The organism is Pantoea sp. X85 (assembly GCF_029623675.1).
GTDB classification, from domain to species: Bacteria; Pseudomonadota; Gammaproteobacteria; order Enterobacterales; family Enterobacteriaceae; genus Pantoea; species Pantoea leporis.
In genome coordinates this window covers 3,520,758-3,538,094 of record NZ_CP121108.1, presented here as the reverse complement: position 1 = coordinate 3,538,094, position 17,337 = coordinate 3,520,758, and the positions used below count along the sequence as shown (strand labels likewise).

Sequence of the window (17,337 nt, the reverse complement as noted above, 5' to 3'; positions counted from 1 at the left end):
CATTCCCTCTCCCGCTTGCGGGAGAGGGTTAGGGTGAGGGAAACTAGCCGCCAAATCCTCTACATCGGAGTTCGGGTGGCGAAATATCAGCAGTTGGTCGAGCAGCTTCGCACACAAATCGAGGCGCGCATCTGGCCGCCGGGCGAAAAACTGCCGTCGCTTCGTCAGCAGGCGGAGCAGAGCGGGTTGAGCCTGATGACGGTGATGCACGCCTATGAAGTGCTGGAGAGTCAGGGCTGGATCGTCTCAAAGCCGCAATCCGGCTATTACGTGGCGCCGCGCGCCGCCGAAAGCCGTCCGCGACTGCCCACGCAAGAGATCGGCAAAACCGATCAGGCGGATACCAACAGCTTCGTGTTCGACGTGCTGCAAGCCACGCGCAATCCCGCCATCATGCCGTTTGGCTCAGCCTTTCCCGATCCCGAACTCTTCCCGCAGCGCCAGCTGATGCGCTCGCTGGTAAAAGTCTCACACAACTTAAAGCCCACCGATGCGCTCAACAATCTGCCGCCAGGCAATGAAGCGCTGCGCAAAATTCTCGCCCAGCGCTACGCACAGCAGGGCATCACGCTGTCGCCGGATGACATCGTCATCACCAATGGCGCAATGGAAGCGCTCAACCTCAGCCTGCAAGCCGTCACCGAACCCGGTGATTGGGTGATCCTCGAAAACCCATCGTTTTATGGTGCGCTACAGGCGATTGAACGCCTGAAGCTGAACGCGATTGCCATCGCCAGCGATGTCGAACACGGCATGGATCTGGATGAGCTGGAGCAGGCCTTGCAGCGCTGGCCGGTGAAAGCCTGCTGGCTGATGACCAACCGGCAAAATCCGCTCGGCTTTACCCTGAGCGCCGAGCGCAAGCAGCAGTTGGTGGAACTGCTGGCGCGCTTCAACGTGGCGATGATTGAAGACGATGTGTACGGCGATCTGTATGAAGGCCATGACAAACCGCTGCCGGCTAAAGCTTTTGATCTTGATGGCAACGTGCTGCACTGCGGCAGTTTCTCGAAGAATCTGGTGGCGGGATTTCGTGTCGGTTGGGTCGCGGCCGGACGTCATGCGCAGCGCGTGCAGCGTATTCAGTTGATGAGCACGCTGTCGACCAGCGCGCCGATGCAGCTGGCCCTCGCCGATTTCCTCAGCACGCGCAGCTACGATACGCATTTAAAGAAGCTAAGGCAGACGCTGGCTAAACGTAAGCAGCTGGCGCAACAGGCGCTGCGCCGGGTATTACCTGCTGAGGCCAACATCAGCGATACGCCGGGCGGTTACTTTCTCTGGGTTGCGCTGCCAGTGCAGATCAATACCACTGAGCTGTATCATTTGGCCTTGCAGCAGGGCATCAGCATCGCGCCCGGCCAGCTGTTTTCCAGCAGCGAAGGCTTCAGCCACTGTTTCCGCTTCAACACCGCCTGGCCGTGGGATGCACGGGCCGAGGCGGCGGTAGAGACGTTGGGAAAACTGATTGGCACGCTAAACGGTTAAACCTGGGCCGCCTGCTGGTGGCCCCAGGTGAGATAGTAAACGTCGTAGAAATCCACTTCACCTTTCTGCTTCATCAGGCGATCAATGCCGCTGCGTACGCGCTCCGGCGTGTGGGGGTTATCGAGGATCTTATCCAGCGCTTGTTGAGAAACCGGCTGCACGTAATACCATTCGCCGTTGTAACAAACGCGCAAATCCAGCGTGTCGATATCTTCGAAGCGATATTTCGGGTTGATATCCATCAGCATCAGCACGCTCATCACCACCACAAACACTGTGGCAAACCAGAACGCTGGCCAGCCGAGCATGTCGGTTGAAAAGATCAGCGCCACGCACAGCGCGTAGCACAGATACATAATGGCCCAGAGCCCCGGATGGGTTTTGAGGAAGGAAAAGCTAAAGCGCGGCAAATTATCACGCTGTCCTTCGCGGTTCAGCGTGGCGATTTCGTCGAGCAGGATTTGTTTGATCGCGTCCATTGTTCACCTCTAATTATCACTGCCTGCCAGTAAAGCACATAACAGTGAAGCGAATTAGAGACAGATTCGCTGTGTTTTTTTATAACAGTTGCGATGTGTTGCTCAAGATTGCACTGCATGCGTTGAGATTGAGCCATTGCGGAAACAAGATGCGCTTTTTCAGGATGAATAACATGCGACATCATGTGCTGCGCGCGAAGGAACTGAGAAATAACATGACGCCAGCAGAGCGAAAGCTATGGTCTGTGCTGCGTGCCAGACAATGTGGCGGTATGCGATTTCGCCGACAGTACCCTTTCGGCCCGTATATTTTGGATTTCGCCTGCCTGGAGAAGCGGCTAACGATTGAACTCGATGGATCGCAACATGGTGAAACTATCAGATATGACGATGAACGTACGCAACGGTTAAATAGACATGGCTGGCGGGTGCTGAGATTTTGGAATCATGAGGTGATGCTGCAGCCGGACGCGGTTTTTGCGGTGATTATGGCGGCGCGAGAGGGTTAGTGCTGGTGGTGGGTGCTCGCTGTTAGATTTCGCTCGTGCTCGCTGTCCCCCTCCTCGGTAGGTGCACGCTGTCCCCCTCCTCGGTCCTCCCCCATTAATGGGGGAGGAAGATGCTGCCACATGCAGCTTCAGCACTGGCATGTGGCAGCGTCTCCTTCCCCCGCTGGCGGGGGAAGGCCGGGATGGGGGACAGCCAGCACAATCTGGGGACAGCCCGCACGATCTCCATACAGCCAGCACGATCCGGAGACAGCCCGCACGATCTAACTCACCTGACCCACAATCTGCAAATTCGCATCATCTGGAACTTCGTTGTACGACAACACATTCAATCCATTGGCAAACAGACGGGCGTAGCGCGCAATCAGCGGGCGCAGTTGCGGCGTTACCAGCAGCACCTGCGTCAGGTTCTGCGCTTTCAACTGCTCCACCATCACCGGCAGCGTGCTCTGCAGCTGCGTCAGGATATTCGGATCAACCGGGAAGCTATCCAGCGCCACTTTGCCGGCTTGCTGTGCCTGATTCAGCGCCGCCAGCAGCAGATTCTCCAGGCTGTTTTCCAGCGTATAAGCCGACAGCGGTTTGTTGTCCGGCGCAATCGCCGCCACCATGGCGCGACGCAGGGCATAGCGTACATCGGAAGTCAGCAGGATCGGATCTTTGGTGATCGCCGCGCTCTCCAGCAACGTCGTCGCGATGGTGGTGATGTCTTTCAGCGACACCTGATCGTTCAGCAGCAGACGATACACTTTCAGCTGCAAGCTGTAGTTCACCGCCGCATTCACATCTTCCGACAGCTTAGGCGCCACATTCGCCAGACGCTGATGCAGCTGGGTAATGTCATCGTAGTTAAACAGCTCCGGCAGATTCTCGCGCACCACTTTATTCACATGGGTGGCCACCACGCTGGCGCAATCCACCACTTGATAACCCAGGTTCAGCGCTTTGGCTTTCTGCTCGGGCAGAATCCACGTCACCGCCATGCCGTAGGCCGGATCGGTATCCAATACGCCATCGATTTCGCCGTACTGTTCCGGCGTCGGGATCGCCATCAGACGATCGGCATGCACTTCGCCGACGGCGGTGCGCACGCCATTGATCTTGATCGCGTACTGCGCCGGCTTGAGGTGGAAATCCTCGCGCAGCGCAATCTCCGGCAGCAGCACGCCGCTGGTTTCCGACACCACTTGCCGTACGCCACGCATACGCAGCGTCAGCGGCGCACCTTTGCCTTTATCCACCAGCGTCACCAGCTTGTAGCCGAGATTCAGCCCGATCGGCTCAACCATCGGGATAGTGTCCCAACCGATGGCGGGCTGATCGTCCGGCTGCGTCAGCGCCTGGCTGATCGCTTCCATAGCGTGATGATCTTGCGTCGGCGCTTTGATTTTCTGGCTTTGACGCCACGCAGCGAACAGCAGCAGGCCGGTAAATACCAGGAACACCAGATGCGGCATGCCCGGCACCACCGCCAGCACAAACATCACGGCCGCAGCGGTATACAGCGTACCTGGCTTAGCCAGCAGCTGAGACTTGATGTCATCGCCCATGTCCGCACCATCGCTGATGCGCGTCACGATAATCGCCGCCGCCGTTGAGAGCAGCAGTGAAGGAATTTGTCCGACTAAGCCATCACCGATGGTCAGCAGGACATATTGTTCAAACGCTTGTCCTGCCGGTAAACCGTATTTGAATACGCCAATCAAAATACCGCCAACCACGTTAATCAGCAGGATCATGATGCCGGCGATGGCGTCGCCGCGTACGAATTTGGACGCGCCATCCATTGCACCGTAGAAGTCGGCTTCGTTTGCCACATCCTGGCGACGCGTGCGCGCCTGTTCCTGATTGATTAACCCGGCATTGAGATCGGCATCGATCGCCATCTGTTTGCCTGGCAACGCATCAAGCGTAAAGCGCGCCGAGACTTCAGATATACGTTCGGCACCTTTGGTGACTACCACAAAGTTGATCATCAAACGCGGCGGCAAAAAGGCACACCATGCGCATCATGGCGGCGCGTGGAAAGTGGCCTTTGCGGACTTCACGTTGGCGATGATGGCGCTGTTTATGGTGCTGTGGATCATGGGCGCGGTGAGTGAAGAGGAGCGTAAAGAGATCGTCGCGCAATTGAACGGCACGTCGGTTTTTGATGGCACCAATTTCAATCCTTTTGACGTTGAGAACTCCGGCGGATCGGCGATTATCGGCGAAACCATGGCAATTTCCCCGCCGACGCAAACAGCGACTGTCAGCCCAGGTAAGGCTGACATCAGTTTGAACGCCGGCAGCAAGCCACAGGAAGATTTAGACAGCGTGCTGTCACGCTCGGATGCGGAGTTGGTGTTGTTACACAACCAGCTGCAACGGATGATCAACAGCTATAACGCGCAAAATTACCTGATGCTGGAAACCTTGCCACAAGGGCTGCGCATTCTGATTCAGGACGATCAGGATCGCATGATGTTCCCACGCGGTAGCGCTGTACTAACGCCATTCTTCCAGAAACTGCTTACCGAGCTCGGCCCGGTGTTTAACCGCATCGACAACAAAATCATGATCAGCGGCCACACCGATGCCGCGCAGTACAGCGGCAACGCCGCCTACAACAACTGGAATCTGTCTGGCGATCGTGCGCTGGCGGCACGCCGCGCGCTGGAGCGTGGCGGGCTGGAGAGTGCGCGCGTATTGCAGGTTAATGCCATGGCGTCACGCATGCCGCGCGATCTTGACGATCCCATGAGTGCGCGTAATCGCCGCATCGAAATTCTGGTGTTAACCGATGCCGCTGCAGAAACCCTGTTCCAGTTTTATGGCCGCGAAGGGGAGAACGTTGTGAAACCTATCGCTGAGCGCCTGCGATAACCTGTCAGTGCCTTTGAATCGCTTTTTTTGATTCGGCCGGTGGCGAAATCCACCGGTTTTTTTTGCATTAAATTCATGCCGCTTTGCGGCCAGGTGCGCATAAATGCGCGCCAGTTATGGCGACCCTCATTCACCCGCACGAGATGTTAATTATGTTGCTAATAAATTTGGCTTTAGTTAGCTAAATCATTCTTTTTTGTGAATTTTGTTGGTGGGCGCACATTGCAATGCCACTTTGGTAAGCCACAATTAAGCATTGTGATTAACCGGAGAAAGAGTATGACTGCCAACCACTCCAGCCTGCTGTTACTGATGTCTTTCGCCGCCGGCACCTTTTCCGCTGGATCCTCCAGCAATCCGCAACATCTGATGTTGTCGCTGCCGTCGGGTGGCGTGCCCAACAGCCCGCTGCCGCTGATCATCTGGCCCGGAATTGTGCCGTATGACGATGAAAACCCTACGGAAGACAGCGCCGCTTGGTTTGAAAAAACCTTTACCCGCAACGGCTGGCCCGCCGCATGGCGTGCGCCGATCTTTCCTTATACGCATTACCATCCGAACACCCATGAAGTGCTGGGTGTTGCGGCTGGCTGGGCGGAAGTGCTGTTCGGCGGCGACAGCGGTCGCATGGTGACGCTGCGTGAAGGCGATGCGGTACTGATCCCGGCGGGCGTCGGCCACAAACAGGTATTTGCCTCAGAGGATTTTTTCACCGTTGGCGCCTATCCTGAAGGCATGTCCCCGGAAACCGTGCGTGATGAGCCGTCGCGTTTACGTGCGTCGAAGGAGAAGATCCAGCAGGTGCCGCTGCCATCCCGCGATCCTTTTACCGGTGGCGAAGGCGCGATGACGGAGATCTGGCTGCCAATCGCGCAGCAGCTAATGCACCAGTAAAGTGCAAAACAGCCATTTCCGTTGACGCGGCGCGTGTGCCTTACCGGGGCAAGCCTCTGGCACAGTTTGTGCAGGAGAGAGTGAGGTCCTCTGACAAGCGCCGGGTAAATCATGAAAGAAAGCTACCAGATAGCATCACAATTCTATGATGAGATGTGGCTGAGCGATGGCCAACACCGCGCTCACTACCAGCAATACTGGGAATGGTTACAACAGGCGGACAAAGAGGCCGTGGCGCGCAAACGTGAAGAAGCGGAACTGCTGTTTCATCGCGTCGGCATCACCTTCAACGTCTACGGTGATGACGGTGGCGCGGAACGTTTAATTCCTTTCGACAGCGTGCCGCGCATCATACCTGCCAGCGAGTGGGCGATGCTCGATCGCGGCATTCGCCAACGGGTACAAGCCCTTAACGCCTTCCTGCACGACATCTACCATCAGCAACTGATCCTCAAAGCCGGCATCGTGCCCGCTGAACAGGTGCTGGTGAACGATCAATATCAGCCCTGTATGCAAGGCGTCGATCTGCATCGCCACATCTACGCGCACATTGTTGGGGTAGACATGGTGCGCAATAACGACGGCGAATATTACGTTCTTGAGGACAATCTGCGCACGCCGTCTGGCGTCTCCTACATGCTGGAGAACCGCAAGATGATGATGCGCCTCTATCCGGAACTGTTCGCCGGGCAGCACATCGCGCCGGTAGAGCGTTATCCTTCGCATCTGCTGCAAACCCTGCGGGAAAGCTCGCCGGTCAACGATCCGGTGGTGGTGGTGCTGACGCCGGGCCGCTTTAACAGCGCCTACTTCGAGCACAGCTTCCTTGCGCAGCAGATGGGCGTTGAGCTGGTGGAGAGCGCCGATCTGTTCGTCAAAGATGGCGCGGTGATGATGCGTACCACCGCCGGGCCGTGCAAAGTCGATGTGATCTATCGTCGCGTTGATGATGCCTTCCTCGATCCACTGGCGTTCCGCCCGGATTCGATGCTCGGCGTGCCGGGCTTGTTGTCGGTGTATCGATCCGGCAACGTGGTGCTGGCGAACGCGATCGGCACCGGCGTCGCCGATGACAAATCGATCTATCCGTACGTACCGGACATGATCCGTTTCTATCTCGATGAGGATCCGATCCTCAATAACGTACCCACCTGGCAATGCCGCAAACCGCAGGATCTCACCTACGTGCTGGCCAACCTGGCGAAAATGGTGGTGAAAGAGGTGCACGGCGCGGGCGGTTACGGCATGTTGATTGGCCCGGTGGCGAGCCAGCAGGAGCTGAGTGATTTCCGCGATCGCCTCAAAGCGCGCCCGGAAAACTACATCGCGCAGGACACGCTATCGCTCTCCACGTGTCCAACCTTTATCGATAACGGCCTCGCGCCGCGCCACATTGATCTGCGCCCGTTTGCGCTGTGCGGCGCGGATATTCGTCTGGTGCCCGGCGGCTTAACCCGCGTGGCGCTGAACGAAGGTTCGCTGGTGGTGAACTCGTCGCAGGGCGGTGGCACCAAGGACACGTGGGTTCTGGAGGATGACGCATCATGCTAAGCCGCACGGCCAGTGGCCTCTATTGGATGGCGCGCTATCTTGAGCGCGCAGAACAACTCGCTCGCGTATTGGACGTGACCAACCGTTTGTCGTTAATGCCGGTGCGCGGTGACCAGGGCGACGATCTGCTGCTGCCGCTTAATCTCACCGGCACGCGTGAACTGTTTGAAACCCTCAACGGCCGCTTCACCATGCCGCAGCTGTTCAACTTTTTCGCCCTCGACGATCGCAATCCGTGCAGCATTTTCAGCTGCTGGCAGGAGGCGTGGAACAACGCGCATGCGGTGCGCGGCAGTTTGTCGTCGGAAGTGTGGGAGAGCATCAACTCGACGTGGATTGAGATGCGCAATACGCGGCGGCGCGGTATTACCAGCGCCAACGCCGATAGCTTTTTCGATTGGGTGAAAGAGCGCTCGCACCTGTTTCGTGGCGCGATGTTCGGCACCTTGCTGCGCGGTGATGCCATGAGTTTTATCCGCATCGGCACGCTAATGGAGCGCAGCGACGGCACCGCGCGTTTGCTGAGCGTCAATCAGCAACTACTGGAACAACAGTCCGATTCGGTGCGCGAATATTATCGCCTCGACACCTTGCTGCGCGCGGTGTCGGCGCGTGAAGCCTACAACGCCATCTTTAAGCAGCAGCTGTTACCGGATCTGGTGAATGAGATGCTGATCCTGCGCAGTGAAAGTCCGCGATCGCTGCACTCCTGTATTGATGAGATCGCTACCCAGCTCGAGCAGATCGGCAGCAGCGGCGAAGATCGTCCGCGTTATCTGATCACCGTGCTGCTGGCGGAAATCAGGTTTAGTACCTGGGAAAGCCTGACCCAGGAAGGGTTAACGCACTGGCTCAATGCATTCCTGACGCGCCTGAACGCGCTGGCAGACAGCATCAATCACACCTATCTGGAGGCGAAATGAAACTGAACATCGAGCACAAAACCCGTTACGCCTACGAGCAGCAGGTGACACTCAGCACCCAGTATCTGCGTTTGACGCCGCAAAATTCGGTGCATCAGCAAATTATCTCGTGGGATTTGGAGCTGCCCTGCGCAGCCACCTGCACGCAGGATGCTTACGGCAACGTGATGCATGTGCTAACGCTGGATACACCGCATCAGCAACTCGATATCGCCGCGCGCGGTGTGGTGGAGATCCTTGATGCCGGCGAGTGGGCACCCGATCCGGAGTGCGCCTTGTCGCCGCTGGTGTTTCTGCGCGCCACGCCGCTGACGCTGCCCAATCCCGAGATCCGCGAGTTTGCCCAGCGCTACTGGCGGCCGGAAAAGCCGCTCGCCAGCCTGGAAAAGTTGATGGATGAATTGCTGCTGAAGATGCCGTATCGTCCCGGCAGCACCCAGGTAACTGATACCGCCGCGAAAGTATTTGCCGCAGGCAGCGGCGTTTGCCAGGATCACAGCCACGTGTTTCTCGCCTGCTGTCGCACTCTGGGAATTCCGGCGCGCTATGTAAGCGGCTATCTCTATACTGAAAACGTTGAGCACGTCGCCACTCACGCCTGGGTTGAAGCCTGGCTGGATGGCAGTTGGCACAGCTTTGATATCACCAATAATACCCGCAGCACACGCCAGCATTTACGTCTGGCGGTTGGTGTGGATTATCTCGATGCCTGTCCGGTGCGCGGTATGCGGCTGGGCGGCGGCGGTGAAGATATGCTGGCAGTGGCTGCGGTGCTTCAGGTGCATGCGCAGCAGTAATCAGAACAGGCGTAACTATGACTTATTGTGTGGCAATGCGTTTATCTTCAGGGATGATTTTTGTCTCTGATTCGCGGACCAATGCGGGCGTCGATCATATTTCCTCATTCCGTAAATTGCATGTGTTTCAGGTCGATGATGAACGCACGCTGGTGCTGCAAAGCGCTGGCAATCTGGCTACCACGCAGAGCGTGCTGAGCCTGCTGCGACGGCATAACGGCGATAACGATCAACCCAATTTGCTGAATGGACGATCGCTGTATGACATTGCGTTGATGGTAGGTGAAACGCTGCGCGAGGTGATCAAGCGCGATGGCGAGGAGTTTGGCGGCACGCTGCTGCTGGGGGGACAGATTCGTGGCGAGGAGCCGCGTCTGTTCCAGATCTATCCGCAGGGCAACTTCATCGAAGCCAGCGTTGATACGCCTTATTTCCAGATTGGTGAGAGCAAGTACGGCAAACCGATTATCGATCGCGTGCTGCGCTATGAAACGCCGCTCAGTCAGGCGATGCAGTGTGCTTTGATTTCAATGGATTCCACGTTAGCGAGTAATATTTCGGTGGGATTACCGCTGGATGTGATGGTCTATCGCACCGACAGTTTCAGCGATAGCGAGCAATATCACATCACCGAACAGCATCCCTATTTTTCACAAATTCGTCAGCTGTGGAGCAAAGGATTGTTGAGCGTGTTTTCGCAGCTGCCACCGTTAAAACTCTAATTGAGTGGGGTCGCCATGAATGGCGACCAGGTTTTTCACACTAACTCATTCAATTTTGCTGTCATATTAATGCCACTAATCCCTTTTAAACCTAATTTACGCAGGATTTTTATTTTATAGGTACTCACTGTTTTACTGCTGAGTTGCAATTGTGAGGCGATCTCTTTATTTGTCATTCCCGACGCCAGTTTCACCAATACCATCAGTTCCCGGCGCGTCAGGCTCATCAATTTTTCACTCTCAATTAACTCGTTTACCTCGGCCGCTTCCTCCGTTACCGGATAAAAACGCTTACCACATTCCACCTCTTTTATTGCGGTAAGGAGAGTGTCTAAATTGCCGCGTTTACACACATAGCCTTCCACGCCTAATTGTAAGCAACATCGTTGATAAAAAAGGCTTTCTGAAGCGGTATAAACAATGATTTTGAGGTCTGGCAACGCGCGCTTGATGTCCGTAATCAACGGAATGCCAGCGCGCCCAGGCATGGTGAGATCGAGCAGCAAAACGTCCGGACGTGTCCTATGCAGCTCGGTAATTAACAGATCGCTTTTATTAGCTGTGCCAGCAATGGCGTAGTGATATGACTGCAGTAATGCCTGAATGCCCGTACAGATTAACGGATGGTCATCAACAATAAATACCGAATGAATCATATGTGTAGCCCAGAGGAAAAAATAAAAAATAAACGCAAAGTTAAAACACCCTTTAACAAACAATTTAACTGGTGTGACCAGATTAATTCACGCTGCTTAACAATAAGCTTTAAGTCATGTCTTGAATTTGGGGTTTTAAGGTGAGTTTTTGTTTTTTATGCGCAAGAACAATGCAAGTGGCTGCTTTTTAGGCTTTCACGACGCAGCAGTCATAAATCTGAAAACAAGCCGTTTTAACGTCGAAGCGATAAACCGCTGCATGTAAAAGGTGAATGATGTTTTCCGTTGATCAGCTTCTCGATACCTACTGGCCAGGTCATCAACCGGCAAACTGGCAGAAAAGCGCCCTGAAATGGGCCGTTCGCGAACATGAATTCCAGGCGTTTGCCGCCCGCTATCGTCATCTGAAAGGCGTGGATATGGTGGAGCAGGTACTGGAGCATCTTGATGTGCGCTGTGAACTGAGCGAGCGCGATTTGGAGCAGATTCCCACGCGTGGCCCGGTGGTGATTGTTGCCAACCATCCGCTCGGTGCGCTGGATGGTTTAGCATTGCTGGCGGCGGTTTCGCAGGTGCGACGCGATGTGAAAATTGTCGCCAACCGCATGTTGATGATGCTGGAGCCGATCAACAACATGATGTTGCCGGTGGATAACATGGGCAACCGTACCAGCCGCGAACAGCTAACGCGCATGCAGCAGCATCTCGATAATCAGGGCGTGCTGATTATCTTCCCAGCGGGTGAAGTGTCGCGCCTTTCCAGCCGAGGCGTGCGCGATCGTCACTGGCATCACAGCTTCTTACGCCTCGCGGCCCGCGCTCGCGCGCCCATCGTGCCAGTGCACGTGGTGGGGCGCAACAGCCTGGCATTTTACGCCGCCGCAAAAATTGCCTCGCCGCTCGCGTTACTGATGCTGGTACGCGAAATGTTTCGTCAGCGCGGTTCGCGCATTAAGTTACACATCGGCGAACAGATCCCGTTTGCCAACTGGCATGATGGCCACACGCCGGGCAAAGAGCTGGCGAAGCGGCTGCGCAAACATCTGTATCGCATTGGTCAGGGACGACGCGGCTTGTTTCAGACCGAAGCGGCGATTGCGCGGCCGGAAGATCGCGCCGAACTGAAAAAAGCGTTGATGGAGAGCGAGCGACTCGGCACGCTGCCGGATGGCAAGCAGATCTACCTGTGGCGACGCAACGGTGCCAGCTGGGTGCCGCTGCTGCGTGAGCTCGGGCGCTTACGGGAAGTGGCATTCCGCGCGGTGGGTGAGGGCAGCGGGCGTCGTCGCGACCTCGATAAATACGATGACGATTACTATCACCTGATTCTGTGGGACGACGATGCGCTGGAGATCGTCGGCGCCTATCGCTTTATTCCGGGCGCCGAGCAGCTGGAGCGTCGTGGGCTGGAAGGCATCTACAGCGACAGCCTGTTCCACTACGACGAGCGCATGTTGCCGATCATCAATCAGGGGCTGGAGCTGGGCCGCAGTTTTATTCAGCCCGCCTATTGGGGCAAACGCGGCCTCGATTATCTGTGGATGGGCATTGGTGCCTACATCGCTAAATATCCCGAAACCCGCTACTTATTTGGTCCGGTCTCGATCTCGGGCGGCATGCCGCTGGCGGCGCGCGATCTGCTGGTGGCGTTCTATCGTCTCTATTTCCCTACCGAACTGCCGCTGGCGACTTCACGCCGCCCTTATCCTGCCTCGTTACCGGAAGTGCTGGCGCAGTTCACCGGCGATAACTACAGCGAAGATTTACGCCGGTTGAAACATCTGCTGGCGAATCTCGGCACCGCCATTCCCACGCTCTACAAGCAATATTCCGAGGTGTGCGAGCCGGGCGGCGTGCAGTTTATCGATTTCGGCAGCGATCCCGATTTCAATAACTGTATTGATGGCTTAGTGCTGGTGGATCTCACGCGGGTGAAGCCCGCACGTTATGAGCGCTATATCGGCATGCATCTGTGAATCGCGTCATGCCGCTTAGTTAAGCACGGAGCGGCTTTCGTTCGCCTTGAACCTGGGCAGTTGCAGCACTTCGGTGCGGCGACCGAGCAGAGGACGCCTGGCCGCGCCCTCTGCACTCCCGGGCCTTGCGCCAGCCCAACCCGCCGCTTCGCGGTGCCTTCACTCATTTACGATTCCTGACGGACCGGCGGCGATTCGCTCCTGCTCAGCGCCGCCTCTCGCCGCATCCCTGCGGCTCGCCCTGGAATCTCTCATTCGTTCAGCGGGTTAGGATGTCGCCCCAACACCCGCGCTGCAGCAGTGGTGCGTATCCTTAACTCAAAATCGCTATCCATCCCCTGGGATTGCCATTCATGGCAACCAGATGCGCATAAATGCAGACTCTCGAAAAACCAAGCCAGGCATTCTGAGACTGCTGGATGCTTAGCGGGCGGTACCCCTGCGATGTCAGCGCGCTGCTTATCAGACAAGCATTACGCCATTTAGGGCGACCAGCTTCAATGTCATGGAATCGTCATCACAGTGTCGTAGGGTCTTAGCCGGACGGTTAGCGAAAGGCCAGAAACATGGCATCAATCACACTGCGCGGGCTGCGCAAATCCTTTGCGGCGCAGCCGGTATTACAAGACATCTCGCTGCAGATTGCGCAGGGGGAATTTATCGCCGTATTAGGCCCGTCGGGCTGTGGCAAAACCACCTTGCTGCGCCTGCTGGCCGGTTTTGAAACCGCCGATGCCGGAGAGATCCACGTGGGCGAACGCTGCTTCGCTGCGCCGGGCGTGCATCTGCCGCCGGAAGATCGTCAGCTTGGCGTGGTGTTCCAGAGCTACGCACTGTGGCCGCATATGACGGTGGCGGAAAATGTTTCCTACAGCCTGAAAGTGAACGGCGTCGCGCGTGCCGAGCGCGAGCGCCGCACGCAGCAGGCGCTGGAGCTGGTGGGATTGGAAATGTTCGCCGCCCGTCGTCCCGCCGATCTCTCCGGCGGTCAGCGTCAGCGCGTGGCGCTGGCGCGCTGTTTAGTGGCGCAACCGACCTTAGTTCTGCTCGATGAGCCGCTCGCCAACCTCGATGTCCACCTGCGCGCCACCATGGAAGAGGAGTTCCGCCACTTCCATCATCACAGTCACGCCACCTTGCTCTACATTACCCACGATCAGCATGAAGCGATGGCGCTGGCCGATCGCATCGTGGTGATGGATGCCGGCCGTGTGATGCAGTTCGCCACGCCGCAAACGCTGTGGCGCGAACCGGCGAACGCCATGGTCGCGCGCTTTATTGACGACGGCAAAGTGCTGCCGATCAGCGATATCGAACCGCTCGGCGAGGGCCGCGCTTATGCCACGCTGTGCGGCCTGCGCGTGTCGTTACGCTGCGCGCCGCATCAGCGCCCGCAGCCGCAGGCGCAAGCCAGTTTTCACGCAGTCGATTTCCACTTAGCCGCGCCGGGCGAACCGCAGTTTGCTGCACGCGTGCAGCGGGTGATCTATCGCGGCGGCCACCATCAGCTCAACGTGACGCCGCTGGCCGCGCCCGAATGCAGCATCACGCTGCTGCTGGCCGATCAGCCTTTACCCGTTGTCGACGCCACTGTGGGGGTGGCGCTGCGTGACGGCTGGATTCTTCCTTATTAACCTCTTCAACCTTCAGGGAAATGCTATGCGTACGACGTTAAACGTGTTGATGTTAGCCAGTGGATTCGTGATCTCTGCCGCCAGCTTTGCCGACGAGGCGCCAGCAGGGAAATTGGTGGTTTATACCTCGCAGGCACCCGAAATTGCCCAGCAAACCATGGATGCGTTTAAAGCCGCCTATCCCAATGTGCAGGTCGAGTGGACGCGCAACGGCACCACGCAGTTAATGAACGTGCTGCGCACCGAAATGATGAGCGGCGAAGCCAAGCCGGATGTGCTGCTGATTGCCGACGCCATCAACCTCGGCGCGCTGAAAAACGAAAACCATCTCTACAGCTACAGCGATGCGCCGCTTAGCCACATCAATCCATCGTTTTACGACAAAGACAAAACCTTCTTCGGCACCAAAATCATCGCCACGGTAATTGCCTACAACACCCAGCATGCGCAGCCGATTGATAGCTGGAACGCGCTGGCGGTGGAAGCCAACAAAGGGCAGATTGCGGTACCAAGCCCGCTTTACTCCGGCGCGGCGCTCTACAAGCTGCACACCGATATCAACACGCCGTCGATTGGCTGGAGCTTCTACCAAAAGTTGGCGGCCATCGGCATCGCGCCGCAGGGCGGCAACGGTCCGGCGCTGAAGGCGGTCGCCAGCGGGCTGGATAAATACGGCATAATCACCGACGCCGACGTGATTCTGGCGAAGAAAAAGGGTTCACCGGTGGATCTGGTCTATCCCAAAGAGGGCGTGTCGTATGTCACCGAACCGGTTGCCATCATGAAAACCGCGCACAACCTGCCGGCCGCCAAAGCCTTCGTTAACTTTATGCTTTCCGAGCCAGGCCAGAAGCTGGTGGTCGAGCAGGGCAACCGTCCGGTGGATGATCGCGTCTCAGCACCGGCAGGCTTCACGCCGATCAATAAAATCAAGCTGCTGTCGCCGGACGTGGCGAAAGCGATCAAAGAAGATGCGGCAGTGCGCGATCGGTTCAGCGCGCTGTTTGGTGGCTAAGCATGAGCGTGTTGAGCAACGAATGGCGCAATGTGGCGCGCAAAGCGCCGCACGTTAACAGCGAACGGCTGATTCTGGCGCTGCTGGTGCTGCTGATTGGTTTGCTGTCGGTGGCGCCGCTGATGCGGTTGGTGTGGACCGCCATTGCGCCCAGCGGTGTGCCGGATATCGCACGCTTAACGCGCCTGCTGGCGAGCGATCGCGTGTTGATCGCCAGCGGCAATACGTTGCTCATCGCGCTCAGTTCTACTCTGATTTCCGTGGTGCTCGGCACCGCCGCTGCGTGGCTGGTGGCGCTTAGCGATCTGCGCGCCAAAACCGCGTGGGTGTTTGCGTTTATCCTGCCGCTGATGATTCCGCCGCAGGTGACGGCGCTGGCCTGGCTGCAGGCGCTGGCTCCGGGCAGTCCGCTGGCGCTGCTGTTCGCCACGCTTGAGTTGCCGTGGTTTGCGCCCGGCGAGCAGCCGCTCTACTCCTTAACCGGCATTGTGCTGCTGCTTGGCACGCACAATGCGCCGTTGGTGTTCCTCACCGTGCGCGCCGGTTTGCGCCGTTTGCCCGCCGATTTGGTGGAAGCGGCGCAGGCCAGCGGTGCGTCACGCGCGCGTATCCTGTTCACCATTGTGCTGCCGCTGGCGCGACCGGCGATTTTTGCCGGTGCCGCGCTGACCTTCGTTGCGGCGGCGGGCAACTTCGGTATTCAGGCGATGCTGGGGATTCCGGCGCGCGTGCCAACGCTGATCACGCTGGTGTATCAGCAGTTGAATGGCATTGGTCCGAGCGCGCTGCCAAACACCGCGGTGTATGCGTTATTGATTGCGGTGATTACGCTGGCGGGCATGGCGGCCAGCGCCTGGTTGGGCGGACGCCATGATGTGCGCATCAACGGTGCGCCGCGCCTGTGGCAGCAATCGTTGGGGCGCGGGCGTATGGCGGTTGAGGGCGTCGCCTGGCTGTGGATGGCGCTGACCTTGCTGTTGCCGCTCAGCGCGCTGTTGATCACCGCGCTCACCAGCGGTTTTGGCCAGGCGCTGAGCTGGCAAACGCTGACGCTGGAGAACTTCCGCGTCGCGTTGTGGGGTTATCCGGCGGTGCGACAGGCGTTTCTCACCAGCCTCGGATTGACCACGCTGGCGGCGCTGATTTTAACGGTTTGCGCGCTGTTTCTCGCCTATTTCCTCAGCTGGCGGCGAACTCAATTAGTGCGCGGATTGTGGCTGGCGAGTGAACTGACCTACGCGCTGCCGGGCATTGTCACCGGCGTGGCGGCGATGCTGTTTTTCCTGCGTCCGCTGCCGATCGTTAATGTCTCGCTGTATGGCACGGTGTGGATCATCCTTGCCGCCTATCTGGCGAACTTCCTCGCGCTGGTGCTGCGCCCAACGCTGGCCGGATTCGCCCAGTTGGAACCGGCATTAGATGAAGCGGCACGTTTGTGCGGCGCCGGTTTTCTGCGCCGCATGCGCGACATCTTATTGCCACTGGCGGCACCGTCGGCGCTGGCGGGCAGCGTGCTGGTGTTTCTCACCGCGCTGAATGAAATCCAGGTTTCGGTGCTGCTGGTCACCTCGCAAACGCAAACCATCGGACCGACCATCGTATTCCTTGATGAAGGCGGATCCGCGTCGCTGGCGGCGGCGGTGGGCTGCCTGATGATTGTGGTGGTTTGCTTATTAATGGCGGTTGCCACACGCCTGACGCGACGCTTGCCGCACGGCATTTTACCGTGGCAAGCGTAACGCCAGCCTGCCGTCAACGTATGATGATTTGTGAAGTATCCTACTGAACATTTTCTCGCCACTGCCGATAACTTACCTACCAACATTTG

General features: G+C 57.4%; 15 protein-coding genes. 12 read left to right on the top strand and 3 right to left on the bottom strand.

The window, feature by feature from the left end:
* Nucleotides 1-75 precede the first annotated feature (75 nt).
* Nucleotides 76-1,488 (top strand): PLP-dependent aminotransferase family protein, encoded by a 1,413-nt coding sequence (locus P6287_RS16380; RefSeq protein WP_192412111.1) that lies wholly within the window; start codon nucleotides 76-78, stop codon nucleotides 1,486-1,488.
* Here the strand turns inward: P6287_RS16380 and P6287_RS16375 are convergent.
* The gene (locus tag P6287_RS16375; RefSeq protein ID WP_101761807.1) at nucleotides 1,485-1,967 is read right to left on the bottom strand and encodes a YlaC family protein; all 483 of its coding nucleotides are present in this window, start codon (nucleotides 1,965-1,967) and stop codon (nucleotides 1,485-1,487) included. The two genes, P6287_RS16380 and P6287_RS16375, sit on opposite strands and share 4 nt — an antisense overlap.
* A 71-nt stretch (nucleotides 1,968-2,038) precedes the next feature.
* Between P6287_RS16375 and P6287_RS16370 the strand changes: the two genes are divergently transcribed.
* Nucleotides 2,039-2,476: a DUF559 domain-containing protein gene (locus P6287_RS16370; protein ID WP_233501762.1), complete on the top strand. Its 438-nt coding sequence runs from the start codon at nucleotides 2,039-2,041 to the stop codon at nucleotides 2,474-2,476.
* 263 nt (nucleotides 2,477-2,739) lie between these two features.
* Here P6287_RS16370 and P6287_RS16365 read toward each other — a convergent pair whose 3' ends face one another.
* Complete coding sequence (locus tag P6287_RS16365) at nucleotides 2,740-4,452, bottom strand: FHIPEP family type III secretion protein (RefSeq protein ID WP_225614435.1); 1,713 nt, start codon at nucleotides 4,450-4,452, stop codon at nucleotides 2,740-2,742.
* On the opposite strand from P6287_RS16365, the gene P6287_RS16360 reads away from it, so the two are divergent.
* The 6 genes from P6287_RS16360 (at nucleotide 4,430) to P6287_RS16335 (ending at nucleotide 10,228) form a co-directional block, all read left to right on the top strand.
* Entirely contained in the window at nucleotides 4,430-5,341 is a 912-nt protein-coding gene (locus P6287_RS16360) for a flagellar motor protein MotB (protein ID WP_277974110.1), read from the top strand. The genes P6287_RS16365 and P6287_RS16360 overlap by 23 nt on opposite strands.
* Before the next feature lie 279 nt (nucleotides 5,342-5,620).
* Nucleotides 5,621-6,235: a cupin domain-containing protein gene (locus P6287_RS16355; RefSeq protein ID WP_101761810.1), complete on the top strand. Its 615-nt coding sequence runs from the start codon at nucleotides 5,621-5,623 to the stop codon at nucleotides 6,233-6,235.
* Between the two features lie 111 nt (nucleotides 6,236-6,346).
* Nucleotides 6,347-7,786 carry a circularly permuted type 2 ATP-grasp protein gene (locus tag P6287_RS16350; protein WP_101761811.1) on the top strand — a complete coding sequence of 480 codons (1,440 nt, stop codon included), beginning with the start codon at nucleotides 6,347-6,349 and terminating at the stop codon, nucleotides 7,784-7,786.
* Nucleotides 7,780-8,709 carry an alpha-E domain-containing protein gene (locus tag P6287_RS16345; RefSeq protein WP_101761812.1) on the top strand — a complete coding sequence of 310 codons (930 nt, stop codon included), beginning with the start codon at nucleotides 7,780-7,782 and terminating at the stop codon, nucleotides 8,707-8,709. The genes P6287_RS16350 and P6287_RS16345 overlap by 7 nt, the downstream gene beginning before the upstream one ends.
* Nucleotides 8,706-9,506, top strand: coding sequence for a transglutaminase family protein (locus tag P6287_RS16340; protein ID WP_277974109.1), 801 nt, complete (start codon nucleotides 8,706-8,708; stop codon nucleotides 9,504-9,506). Before P6287_RS16345 ends, P6287_RS16340 begins: the two co-directional genes overlap by 4 nt.
* 17 nt (nucleotides 9,507-9,523) lie before the next feature.
* The gene (locus tag P6287_RS16335; RefSeq protein WP_101761814.1) at nucleotides 9,524-10,228 is read left to right on the top strand and encodes a proteasome-type protease; all 705 of its coding nucleotides are present in this window, start codon (nucleotides 9,524-9,526) and stop codon (nucleotides 10,226-10,228) included.
* A gap of 35 nt (nucleotides 10,229-10,263) precedes the next feature.
* On the opposite strand, the gene P6287_RS16330 is transcribed toward P6287_RS16335, so the two are convergent.
* Nucleotides 10,264-10,884 carry a response regulator transcription factor gene (locus P6287_RS16330; RefSeq protein WP_101761815.1) on the bottom strand — a complete coding sequence of 207 codons (621 nt, stop codon included), beginning with the start codon at nucleotides 10,882-10,884 and terminating at the stop codon, nucleotides 10,264-10,266.
* A gap of 275 nt (nucleotides 10,885-11,159) precedes the next feature.
* Between P6287_RS16330 and P6287_RS16325 the strand changes: the two genes are divergently transcribed.
* The 4 genes from P6287_RS16325 to P6287_RS16310 all read left to right on the top strand — a co-directional run bounded on the left by P6287_RS16325 (nucleotide 11,160) and on the right by P6287_RS16310 (nucleotide 17,248).
* Nucleotides 11,160-12,860, top strand: coding sequence for a lysophospholipid acyltransferase family protein (locus P6287_RS16325; RefSeq protein WP_101761816.1), 1,701 nt, complete (start codon nucleotides 11,160-11,162; stop codon nucleotides 12,858-12,860).
* A gap of 566 nt (nucleotides 12,861-13,426) precedes the next feature.
* A complete protein-coding gene (locus tag P6287_RS16320) occupies nucleotides 13,427-14,494 on the top strand; it encodes an ABC transporter ATP-binding protein (protein ID WP_277974108.1) in 1,068 nt (355 codons plus the stop codon).
* Between the two features lie 49 nt (nucleotides 14,495-14,543).
* Nucleotides 14,544-15,509, top strand: coding sequence for an ABC transporter substrate-binding protein (locus tag P6287_RS16315; protein ID WP_277974941.1), 966 nt, complete (start codon nucleotides 14,544-14,546; stop codon nucleotides 15,507-15,509).
* 2 nt (nucleotides 15,510-15,511) lie between these two features.
* A complete protein-coding gene (locus P6287_RS16310; protein WP_277974107.1) occupies nucleotides 15,512-17,248 on the top strand; it encodes an iron ABC transporter permease in 1,737 nt (578 codons plus the stop codon).
* Nucleotides 17,249-17,337 lie beyond the last annotated feature (89 nt).

What these genes read in the sequence shown, in the direction of transcription:
- P6287_RS16375 (WP_101761807.1), bottom strand. Translation starts at nt 1,967, where the DNA reads ATGGACGCGATCAAACAAATCCTGCTCGACGAAATCGCCACGCTGAAC.
- P6287_RS16365 (WP_225614435.1), bottom strand. Translation starts at nt 4,452, where the DNA reads ATGATCAACTTTGTGGTAGTCACCAAAGGTGCCGAACGTATATCTGAA.
- P6287_RS16355 (WP_101761810.1), top strand. Translation starts at nt 5,621, where the DNA reads ATGACTGCCAACCACTCCAGCCTGCTGTTACTGATGTCTTTCGCCGCC.
- P6287_RS16350 (WP_101761811.1), top strand. Translation starts at nt 6,347, where the DNA reads ATGAAAGAAAGCTACCAGATAGCATCACAATTCTATGATGAGATGTGG.
- P6287_RS16345 (WP_101761812.1), top strand. Translation starts at nt 7,780, where the DNA reads ATGCTAAGCCGCACGGCCAGTGGCCTCTATTGGATGGCGCGCTATCTT.
- P6287_RS16340 (WP_277974109.1), top strand. Translation starts at nt 8,706, where the DNA reads ATGAAACTGAACATCGAGCACAAAACCCGTTACGCCTACGAGCAGCAG.
- P6287_RS16335 (WP_101761814.1), top strand. Translation starts at nt 9,524, where the DNA reads ATGACTTATTGTGTGGCAATGCGTTTATCTTCAGGGATGATTTTTGTC.
- P6287_RS16330 (WP_101761815.1), bottom strand. Translation starts at nt 10,884, where the DNA reads ATGATTCATTCGGTATTTATTGTTGATGACCATCCGTTAATCTGTACG.
- P6287_RS16325 (WP_101761816.1), top strand. Translation starts at nt 11,160, where the DNA reads ATGTTTTCCGTTGATCAGCTTCTCGATACCTACTGGCCAGGTCATCAA.
- P6287_RS16320 (WP_277974108.1), top strand. Translation starts at nt 13,427, where the DNA reads ATGGCATCAATCACACTGCGCGGGCTGCGCAAATCCTTTGCGGCGCAG.
- P6287_RS16315 (WP_277974941.1), top strand. Translation starts at nt 14,544, where the DNA reads ATGTTAGCCAGTGGATTCGTGATCTCTGCCGCCAGCTTTGCCGACGAG.
- P6287_RS16310 (WP_277974107.1), top strand. Translation starts at nt 15,512, where the DNA reads ATGAGCGTGTTGAGCAACGAATGGCGCAATGTGGCGCGCAAAGCGCCG.